The 9,506-nt window shown below is 78.7% G+C and carries 7 protein-coding genes; 4 read left to right on the top strand and 3 right to left on the bottom strand.

Features of this window, described 5'->3' with window-relative positions; genetic code table 11:
• The 3 genes from ABD353_RS28360 to ABD353_RS28350 form a co-directional block, all read right to left on the bottom strand.
• On the bottom strand, nucleotides 1-2,265 hold a 2,265-nt coding region (locus tag ABD353_RS28360; RefSeq protein WP_344626533.1), incomplete at its 3' end, for a hypothetical protein.
• Nucleotides 2,262-5,579, bottom strand: coding sequence for an FtsX-like permease family protein (locus ABD353_RS28355; protein ID WP_344626532.1), 3,318 nt, complete (start codon nucleotides 5,577-5,579; stop codon nucleotides 2,262-2,264). The genes ABD353_RS28355 and ABD353_RS28360, both read right to left, overlap by 4 nt.
• Before the next feature lie 159 nt (nucleotides 5,580-5,738).
• Complete coding sequence (locus tag ABD353_RS28350) at nucleotides 5,739-5,936, bottom strand: hypothetical protein (protein WP_030275333.1); 198 nt, start codon at nucleotides 5,934-5,936, stop codon at nucleotides 5,739-5,741.
• A gap of 186 nt (nucleotides 5,937-6,122) precedes the next feature.
• On the opposite strand from ABD353_RS28350, the gene ABD353_RS28345 reads away from it, so the two are divergent.
• The 4 genes from ABD353_RS28345 to ABD353_RS28330 all read left to right on the top strand — a co-directional run.
• Nucleotides 6,123-6,653 (top strand): MauE/DoxX family redox-associated membrane protein, encoded by a 531-nt coding sequence (locus ABD353_RS28345; protein WP_344626531.1) that lies wholly within the window; start codon nucleotides 6,123-6,125, stop codon nucleotides 6,651-6,653.
• 10 nt (nucleotides 6,654-6,663) lie between these two features.
• Complete coding sequence (locus ABD353_RS28340) at nucleotides 6,664-7,203, top strand: thioredoxin domain-containing protein (protein WP_344626530.1); 540 nt, start codon at nucleotides 6,664-6,666, stop codon at nucleotides 7,201-7,203.
• Entirely contained in the window at nucleotides 7,200-9,008 is a 1,809-nt protein-coding gene (locus tag ABD353_RS28335; RefSeq protein WP_344626529.1) for an ABC transporter ATP-binding protein, read from the top strand. The genes ABD353_RS28340 and ABD353_RS28335 overlap by 4 nt, the downstream gene beginning before the upstream one ends.
• On the top strand, nucleotides 9,005-9,506 hold a 502-nt coding region (locus ABD353_RS28330; protein ID WP_344626528.1), incomplete at its 3' end, for a S26 family signal peptidase. The genes ABD353_RS28335 and ABD353_RS28330, both read left to right, overlap by 4 nt.

Genomic DNA, 9,506 nt, shown 5'->3' with positions numbered 1-9,506 from the left:
GCGGCGCGGGGGGGGGCCGCCGGCGGCCACCAGGAGCGGCCCGCCGGTCGGGAGTTCGCCCAGCACCGGGCCGAGGACCGGGTCCTGCCGGGCGGCGGCCGGCGGGACGCCGGTGATCCGCAGCCGGAGCACCGTCCGGCCGCCGTCGACGACCTCGAGCGTGTCGTCCGGTACGACGGCGTCCGACAGCACGTCCACCGTCGGTACCGCCCCGGGGCCGTCCGCCGTCCCGCTCTCCGTGCTGCCGGTCTGCCCGGAGCCGCCGAGGTCCGCCGCGCGCAGGGCCCGGCCGAGCCGGGACTCCGGCACGGCGGCGAGCACCGCGGCCGGGTCGACCCGGACGAGCACCGCCGAACGCAGCAGCTCGCCGTCCGGGGCGAGCAGGTCCCGGGAGGCCGCCGTCACCGCGGCCGTGCGGGCGACCCCCGGCAGGGCGGCCAGCTCCGCGGAGGCGGCGTCCAGGCCGGCCGGGCCGATCACCACGGCGTCGGCGCCGGTGCGCCAGGCCGCGGCCCGCTCCCGGCCGTGCCGCACCGAGTCGGAGACCAGACCGCCCAGTACCGCCCCCGACAGGGCCAGCACCAGCACCAGCACCGCCGCCCCCGCCGCCGGCGCCTCCCGCCCGGCCCGGGCGAGCGCCACCAGCGGAACCGCCCCGGTGCGCCGCCGCGCCCAGCGGGCGAGCAGCCGGACCGGCAGCGGGTACAGCCACCACAGCACCGTCATCGCGGCCGCCCCCAGCAGGCCCGGCAGCAGGAAGAGCTGGGGGTCGGAGGCCGCGACGGATCCGCCGCGCAGCCGCAGCGACACCACCCCCGCGGCGGCCACCAGCAGCACCGTCGCGTCGCGGACCAGCCGCCGGGCCAGCGGGCTGCGCTGCCGCCGGACGGCCGTGCCCCGCCGCGGCTCGCGGTACCGGGCCCAGACCGTGCCCGGCGGCGCGCACCACACCAGCAGCACCGCCAGCAGCACGGCGGCCGCCACCGCCCGGCCCGGCGCCCCGGACGGAACGGCCCCGCCACCCGCCGCGACCCCGGCGCACCAGCCCGCGACCGCCCCGGCGAGGACCGCCGGGGCACCCGTCAGCAGCCGGCGCCCGACCAGCCCGGCCAGCCCCGCCCCCCGGGCGCGGCGCAGCTCCAGGTCGGCCGCCTCGCGCCGGACGGCGAGCCGCGCCGCCGCGAGGGCGCCGATCACCGCGACGGTCAGCAGCCCCGCCAGGGCGAAGGAGCGCAGCGCCTGTGCCCGTGTGCTGCGCCGTTCGAAGGCCGAGACGACGGCCGAGAGCCGCTCCGTCACCTGCGGCGGCGACACCCGGCGCAGGTCGAGCCTGCACGGCAGGGTGGCCAGGGTGCGGTCGCCGCACACGCCGACGGCGGCGCCCTGGACGAACGCGACCGCCTCGCGCCCGAGCCCGCCGGCCCCGCCGGCCGCCCCCGCGCCGCCCGCCGGGTCCACCCGCACCGGGTAGCCGAGGGTCAGCGCCAGGCCCGCCGGGCCGGCGCTGCCGCGGGCCTCGACGGCCTCGATGCCGGCCGCGCCGGTCAGGAACTCGACGGCGGTGCGCCGCCCCTGCGCGGTGTCGTTCACCAACGGCCGCGCCAGCGCGGGGAACTGCTGCCACAGGTCGGCGGTCTCGGTGACGGGCGTGAAGACGCCCACCACCACCGCCGCGGTCTCCAGGCCGGGCCCGCGGAGCGTCACCGGGCGGCCGGGGGCCAGGCCGAGGACGTCCGCGTTCGCCGCCGAGACGGCGACCTCGACCGGGGCCGCCGCCGGATCGCCCACCGGGGTGCCCGGAGCCCGGCCCGAGGTCCAGCGCAGCTCGCGGCCGGCGTCCTGGGCGTACACCAGCTGTGCGGTCGGCGCGGTGCCGTCCGGCCGGCGGACGCCGTCCCCGAGGAGGGGCACCACGCCGGTCTCGATCCGGGCGGTCGGCGCCCCGAGGACCGCCGCCAGCCCGGGGCCGGCGCCGCGGCGCAGCCCCTCGGCCAGCCGGGCGAGGTCGCCCTCCAGGGTGCCGAACTTCGGCGCCACCGACGCGCCGTCGTCCGTCGCCGGCGGCCGCAGGCCCGAGCGGACGGTGACCAGCGGCCCGTCGGCCGCGGCCTGCTCGACCTCCTGGGCCAGCGCCCGGGTGGCCGGCCGGTCGTACGACGGCTCCCAGGCGGCGGCGAGCGCCGCCAGGACCGCCACCAGAACGAACTGCAGCGCGTACAGCGGCAGTCGGCGCGAAGCGGCCCGCGGCCACCGGCCGGCGATCATCCGTCCTCCCCCGTCCTCAGGGTCCGCGCCAGGTCGACCCGGGCGAACCGCCTTGCCAGCACCGACGATCCGGCCCCCACCAGTGCCCCGGTCGCCAGTGCGGTGGCCGCGGTGGCCGCCCACCCCGGGCCGGTGCGCAGCGCGGGGAACACCGCGGCGGCACTGCCGTCCACCACGACCAGCGGCAGCAGCAGGGCCGCCGACAGCAGGCCCAGTACCGCACCGAGCAGCACCGCGAGACCCGTCAGGGTGAGCATCTCGGTGCGCAGCACCGCCGCGAGCCGGCCGGGGGCGACACCGATCGCCCGCAGCACCGCGAACTCCCGGATCCGCGAGCGCGCGTCCGCCGCAGCCTGCACGGTCGTCCCGGTGAGCGCGAACAGCGGCGCGAGCAGCAGGCAGAGCCAGAGCGCGCGGCGCAGCCCCGCCTGGTACGGATCGGCGGCCAGCGCCGCGGCCTCGTCCCGCAGGCTCCGTACGGTGCCCAGCTCCGGACGCCCGCGCAGCGCGGCCTGCGCGGCGCGTCCGCCGTCCGGCCCGGCCGCGAGCCACCAGCGGGCCTCCGGTACGGGCGGTGACCCGCCGAGGACCCGCTGGGCGGCGAACGCCCGGGAGTCGGCGAGCACGGCCGGCCGCTCCCGCGGCAGGCCCGGGACGACGGCGATCCGCCCGACGACCACCGCCCGCACGACCGGGTCGCCGCCGGGGACGAGCAGCAGCCGGGAGCCGACCTGCACCCCGGTGGCGAGCAGCGCGTCGTCCGCGAGGACCGGCAGCAGCGGCGTGTCCGGCTCGGCGGCCACGGTGTACGCCACCTCGGGCGTGCGGCCGTCGCTCATCCCGTTCGGCTGCTGGGTGCGCAGCACGGCCCGCAGCAGGGTGCCGGCCGGCTCGGCGAGGGTGCACGGGCCGGCCAGGTCGTCGCTGGTGTCGGGGATGCGGCCCGCCGTGCCGGCCGTGGGATGGCCCGGGCAGCCGATGTCCTCCGGCCGGCCGGCGCCGGGCGCGGTGGCCGTCCAACCCGATCCGGCGGGCGGTGCGAGGTCGTGCCGGGCGGCCGGGCCGACGGCGGTGATCCGCTCCAGGTCCAGGGTGAGGCTGCGCCGCCCCGGCAGGTCCGCGGCGGGCTGCACGGCGACCCGGACGACCCGGGCGGGCCGCGCCGCGGTGACGGGGGAGGCCAGGTCGAAGCGGAGGGTGTGCCGGGCGCCGTCGGCGGGCAGCGTCGCGGTGAGCGTCCGGGCGAGGTCATCGGCGTCCTCGACCAGCAGGACGAGCCGCACCGCGTCGGCGGGCAGCGGCCCGTCCGCGGCGAGGCCCGCCGACAGCTCCAGCCCGGTCGTCCCCTCCGGAACCGGCAGCCCGTACGCGGGGGTGCCCCTGCGCAGCAGCGGGAGCAGGTCGGAGAGCGGCCGGTCGGCGAGGTCCGCACGGAGCGCCGGCAGCCCGGCCCCCGCGGACGAGAGGGTCTGCTGCGCGGTCCGGGTGTTGACGGCCACCGTCTGCACCGGCAGGTTCCCGAGGTCGGTACGGGCCTCGACCACCGGGCTCACGGCCCGGACACCCGGCAGCGCCGCCAGCGCGGCCGCCCGCCGGTCGGAGGGCAGGGTGCCGCCGCTCAGCCCGAGGTCCGCACCCACGGCCACGGCCGCCCGGTCGCGGTAGTTCGGCCCCAGCGAGGCGAGCGCGGTGGCGGAGAAGGCGCAGACGGCCAGCGCCAGCACCGAGAGCAGCACCGAGGCGGCCGGTCCGCCCGGCCGGCGGCTGATCCGCCAACTGCTCAGCGGCAGCACCAGACCGGTGCTGCGGGCGGCCAGCCGCTCCGCCAGCCGCATCAGCGGCGGCAGCAGCCGCAGCAGCACCAGCGCCCCGGCCGTCAGCACGGCGGCGGGCGCGAGCACCAGCACCGGATCCGCCCAGGTGCCGAAGCCGACCCGGGCCGGGTCGGCCACCGGGCCGCCGTAGTGCCGCAGTTGGAGCCAGCCGAGGACGGCCGCCAGCACCAGCGCCAGATCGACGCCGGCCTGCTGCGCGGCCGTCCGGCGGGCCGATCGGCGGCGCACCGCCGCGTCCCGCGCCCCGGACACCGCCAGGCGGGCGACCGGCAGCAGCACCGCGGCGCCGTGCACCAGCAGCATGGCGCCGACCGCGGCCACCGACCCGGCGGAGACGCCGGCGCCGGGCATCGCCAGTGGCGCCACGACCAGCATCCCGGTGAGGGCGGCGGGCAGCGCGAAGGCCGCCCACTCGCCGGCGGCGGCCAGCAGCAGCCGCCCGCCGCCCGCCCCGCGGGCCAGCCTCAGCACCGTCTCCGGCGCTCTGCTTTCGGAGAGTTGACGTGCCGTCATGGCCAGGGTGAGGGTGGCGAGCGCGGTGAGCAGGGTGGCCGGCACGTACAGCGAGGAACGGGCCGCGAGCATCGGCAGCGCGGTGCCGCCCAGCAGGTCCGGCAGCGCGGTACGGACCGCCGTCCCGCCGACCGGCGGCCGGGCGTCCCGGAACACCGACCGGACGGAGTCCCCGGTGCCGAACGCCGCGGACCGGGCCCGCAGCCCGGCGAGTTCGGACACCCGCAGCCCCGACACGTCGGGCAGTGCCACCCACTCGGCGAGGCCGCTGTCGGCCAGCGCGGCCTCGGCGCGGAACGCCGCGGGGGAGACCAGCACGGCCGCCCGCTCCACCTCGCGGTCCGGCTCGGCCAGGCCCTGCCAGAACGCACCGCTGTGCTCCGCGGCCCGGTAACGGCCGGTGACCCGCAGCGCCACGGTGTGGTTGGCCGGACTGGTCAGCACCAGCACGTCACCCGGGCGGACGCCCGTCCGCTGCGCCCACTCGTCGGGCACCGCCGCCGCGACCTCGGCGCCGTCCCCGCCGGCGGGCCAGCTGCCGGCGGTCAGCCGCGCGTGGCGGCCGGGCTCGGCCAGGCCCACCGGCAGCAGCACCGACTCGGCGGGCAGGGCGGGCTGCCCGGCAGGCCGGGCCGTGGTCAGCGGCGCCGCCGTCCGCGCGGCCGTCTCGACCCGGTACGGCACGCCCGCCAGCACCCGGCGGAACGCCGACCGCACCGAGCGGTCGGCCGCCGCCTGCGGCCCGGCCGCGCCCAGCTCGGTCTGCACGGCCACCGACAGCCGCCGGTCGCCCGCCAGTTGGCGGCGCATCCCGTCGGTCACCGCCCGGCCGGACAGTGCGGTCAGCACCGTCACCGCGGCGGCCGCGACCAGCACCGCGAGCGCCGCCGAGACCAGCGGCAGCGCATGGTGGCCGACCCTGCGGGCCACCGTGCGGTGGGCCCGCGGCTCCGATCGGTCCGGCACGGACGTCCTCCTCGGGCGACGGCAAGTACGACGGCAAGTACGACGGCAAGTACGACGGCAACTACCTGGAACAGCACGTGCACCGGGGCGGGGGGGGGGGGGGCCCCCGGCCGCGCCCCCCCCCCCCCCCGCCCCCCCCCCCGCGGGGCGCAGCCGCCGTCAGCAGCAGCTGCCGGTGTTCTCCCAGCCGGTGCAGAAGCTGCTGTCCCAGCACTTGTTCTGCTGGAGGCGCAGGTTGCGGACACCGCAGCCGGACGAGCTGACGCAGCGGGTCTGGTACCACCAGGTGGCGTCCGCCGTGATCTTCGGCGCGAAACGGGCGGCCACGGCGTCCGCGAACTGCTGGAGCTTGCTCATCACGTACTCCTCACTCCGTCCGGCCGCCGGGTTGCAGCCGGACGCCGTGGACGCTAACGGCCCGGCATACAGCGGACGTTGCACCCGCGCAGTACGAGCCGTGTATCCCCCGTTCCTATGCTGCGGATCCGCGTTCCCGCGCTGCGGACCCCCGTTGTGGCGCCGTGGCTGTGGAGAGGACTCCCGATGTACTACGCAGCGGTCGCCTGCCGCGTCCTGCTCGCCCTGGTCTTCGCGGCCTCCGCCGTCTCCAAGGTGCGCGGGCGCACCGCGTTCGCCGCCTTCGAGGACGCACTGCGCGGAATGCGGCTGGTGCCCGCCGGACAGGTCCGGCGCGCCGCCCTGGCGGTGGCCGCGGCCGAGACGGCGCTGCCCGTGCTGCTCGCCGTCCCGACCACCGAGACGGCCGGCCTGCTGCTGGCGGTCGTGCTGCTCGCCGGCCTCACCGCCTCGATCGCGGTCACCCTGCGCCGCGGCGCCGTGGTCAGCTGCCCCTGCTTCGGCGCCACCGCCGCGCCGCTCGGCCCCCGCCACCTGGTGCGCAACCTGCTGCTCACCGCCGCCGCGCTGACCGCGCTCGCCGCCGCCCACCGGCCGCCCCCGGACGGCGGTGCGCAGGCCGCCGCCCTGCTGCTCGCGGCCGGCACCGGCGCCCTGGCCGCGCTGGTCACCGCCGCCCTCGACGACCTCGCCGCCCTCTTCGCCCCCTCCCGATAGGAGCTCCGAAATGCCCGTGCTGGTCTCGGCCGTCGTGCTGCTGGGCGCGCTCGGCCTGCTCAACCTCGCACTCACCTTCGGGATCGTCCGGCGCCTCAACGCCGAGTCCGCCCGGGCCGCACAGCCCGCCGGCCTGCACGGACTCGCGGACGCCGCCAGCATCGGCGCGACCGCCGGCCCGTTCTCGGTCACCGCCGCCGACGGCTCGACGGTCACCCGGGACACCCTGGCCACGCCCGCCCTGGTCGCCTTCTTCGCCCCCGGCTGCCCGCCCTGCGCCGAACTGCTCCCCGAATTCACCGGCCGCCTCCGGGAGGACGGCCCGCCCGCCGGCGACGTCCTCGCCGTGGTCACCCCCGGCGCCGGCCAGCAGGAGTACGTCGACGCCCTCGCCGAGGTCGCCACCGTCGTCACCGGAGACCAGGCCCAGGACGTGGTGGACGCGCTCGGCGTCGGCGGATTCCCGGTCGTCGCCCGGCTGGACGACGACGGCACCCTGCACGTCCTCCACCGCGACCTGCGGGAGATGGCCCGCCCGGTGCCCGCATGAGGCGCCGCCCCGCCGCACTCCGCGCCGTCCTCGGCCTCGCCGTCCGCACCGCCCCGGCGGCCCTGCTCGGCTGCCTGCTGAGCGCCGCCGCGGTCGCCGTGGTGCCGGTCGCCGCCGCCTGGCTGATGCGCACCGTGCTGGACGCGCTCACCGCCCCGGCCACCCCGGGCGCCGGCCTGCTGCTGCCCGTCGCCGGCCTGGTCGCCACCGGCGTCGGTGCGGCCGTCCTGCCGCACGTCGAGCAGCTGGTCCGCGGCGAACTCGCCCGCCGGATCGCCGTCGAGGCACAGGACCGGCTCTACGCGGCCGTCAACTCCTGGGTGGGCCTGGCCCGTTTCGAGGACCCGGCGCGGCTCGACCGGCTCCGGCTCGCCCAGAGCTGCGGGCAGGAGGCCCCGCCGCAGATCGTCCTCGGCGCGGTCGGGCTGCTCCGCACCGCCCTCACCACCGCCGGGTTCGTCGCCACCCTCGCCGCGATCGGACCCGTCCTCGCCCTGCTCGTGCTGCTCGCCTCCGTGCCCGTGCTGGCCACCGAGTTCCGGCTCTCCCGGGCCTGGGTCGGCACCGCACTGCGGATCACCCCGTACGAGCGGCGGGAGATGTTCTACGGGCAACTGCTCGGCGACGTGCAGGCCGCCAAGGAACTACGGCTGTTCGGACTCGGCAGCCACTTCCGGGCCCGGATGCGGGCCGACCGCGCCGTGGTCGACGCCGCCAACCGCCGCACCGAACAGCGGGCCGCCCTGCTGCAGGGCGCGCCCGCCCTGGTGTCCGCGGCGGTCTCCGCGGCCGGGCTGGTCTGGGCCGTCCGCGCGGCGGCCCGCGGTGAACTCACCGTCGGCGACGTCTCGGTGTTCGTGGCGGCGGTCGCCGCCGTCCAGGGCGGCATCGGCACCGCCGCGGCCCTCGCCGCCCTCGCCCAGCAGAAGCTCGCCCTCTTCGGCCAGTACCTCGACGTCCTCGCCGAACCCGTGGACCTGCCCGCCCTCGCCCCGGTACGGCCGGCCCCGCCGCTGCGGCAGGGCCTCGAACTGCGCGACGTCTGGTTCCGGTACTCCGACCGGCACGACTGGGTGCTGCGCGGCGTCAGCCTCACCCTCCCCGCCGGCCGCTCGCTCGCCCTGGTCGGCGACAACGGCGCCGGCAAGAGCACCCTCGTCAAGCTGCTGCTCCGGTACTACGACCCGACCCGCGGCACCGTGCTCTGGGACGGCACCGACATCCGCCACTTCGAACCCGAGGAGCTGCGGGAGCGGATCAGCGCGGTCTTCCAGGACTTCATGCGCTACGACCTGACCGCCGCCGAGAACATCGCCCTCGGCGACGTCCGCGCCGCCGACCCGGACCGCGTCCGGCGGGCCGCCGCCGAAGCCGGCGCCGACGGACTGCTGGCGTCCCTCCCGCAGGGCGGTGACACCATGCTCGGCCGCGCCTTCCTCCAGGACCCGGACCACCCCGAGGAGGGCGTCGAACTCTCCGGCGGGCAGTGGCAGCGGGTCGCGCTGGCCCGCGCCATGATGCGGCGCAGCCCCGACCTGCTGATCCTCGACGAGCCGACGGCCGGCCTCGACCCCGCCGCCGAGTACGAGGTCCAGGAGCTGCTGCGCCGCCACCGGCACGGACGCACCAGCCTGATGATCTCGCACCGCCTCGGCACCGCCCGGGAGGCCGACCTGATCGCCGTCCTGCGCGAGGGCACCGTCACCGAACACGGCACCCACGAGGAGCTGATCGCCGCCGACGGCACCTACGCCGGGCTCTTCCACCGGCAGGCCGAGGGCTACACCGCCGGGAGCACCCGGTGACCACGGCCCTGTTCGGTGCCGCCGCCACCGCGCTGCTGATCACGGCCACCGCATGCCTGGCCGCCGTGCGCCGCCGCCTGCTGATCACCGTCGAAGGGGTGAGCATGCAGCCCACCCTGCGGGCCGGCGACGTGCTGATCGGCCGGCGGGCCAAACTGCGCGCCCTGCGGGTGGACGCCCTGGTGATCGTCGAACGCCCCGACCCGTCCGGCCACTGGCCCGACCCCGGCGCCGGCCGGCCGCGCCGCTGGATGGTCAAACGCGTCGCCGCCCTCCCGGGCGACCCGATGCCGGCCGCCGTGACCGCCTGCTCCGCCGGTTCGGTGGTGCCGCCGGGCACGGTGGTCGTGCTCGGCGACAACCGTGCCGCCAGCATCGACTCCCGCACCCTCGGGCCCGTCCCCGCCGACCGCGTCCTCGGCGTCGCCCTGCGCCGCCACCGCCCCGGCCCCGCCGCCCACCCGCTGACCCCCCCGGCCGGGGACGCAGACGGGCGGG

This window comes from Kitasatospora arboriphila (assembly GCF_039528095.1).
Taxonomy (GTDB): Bacteria; Actinomycetota; Actinomycetes; order Streptomycetales; family Streptomycetaceae; genus Kitasatospora; species Kitasatospora arboriphila.
Note: the sequence above shows the minus strand (reverse complement) of the source record. Positions and strands in the feature narration are given on the sequence as shown.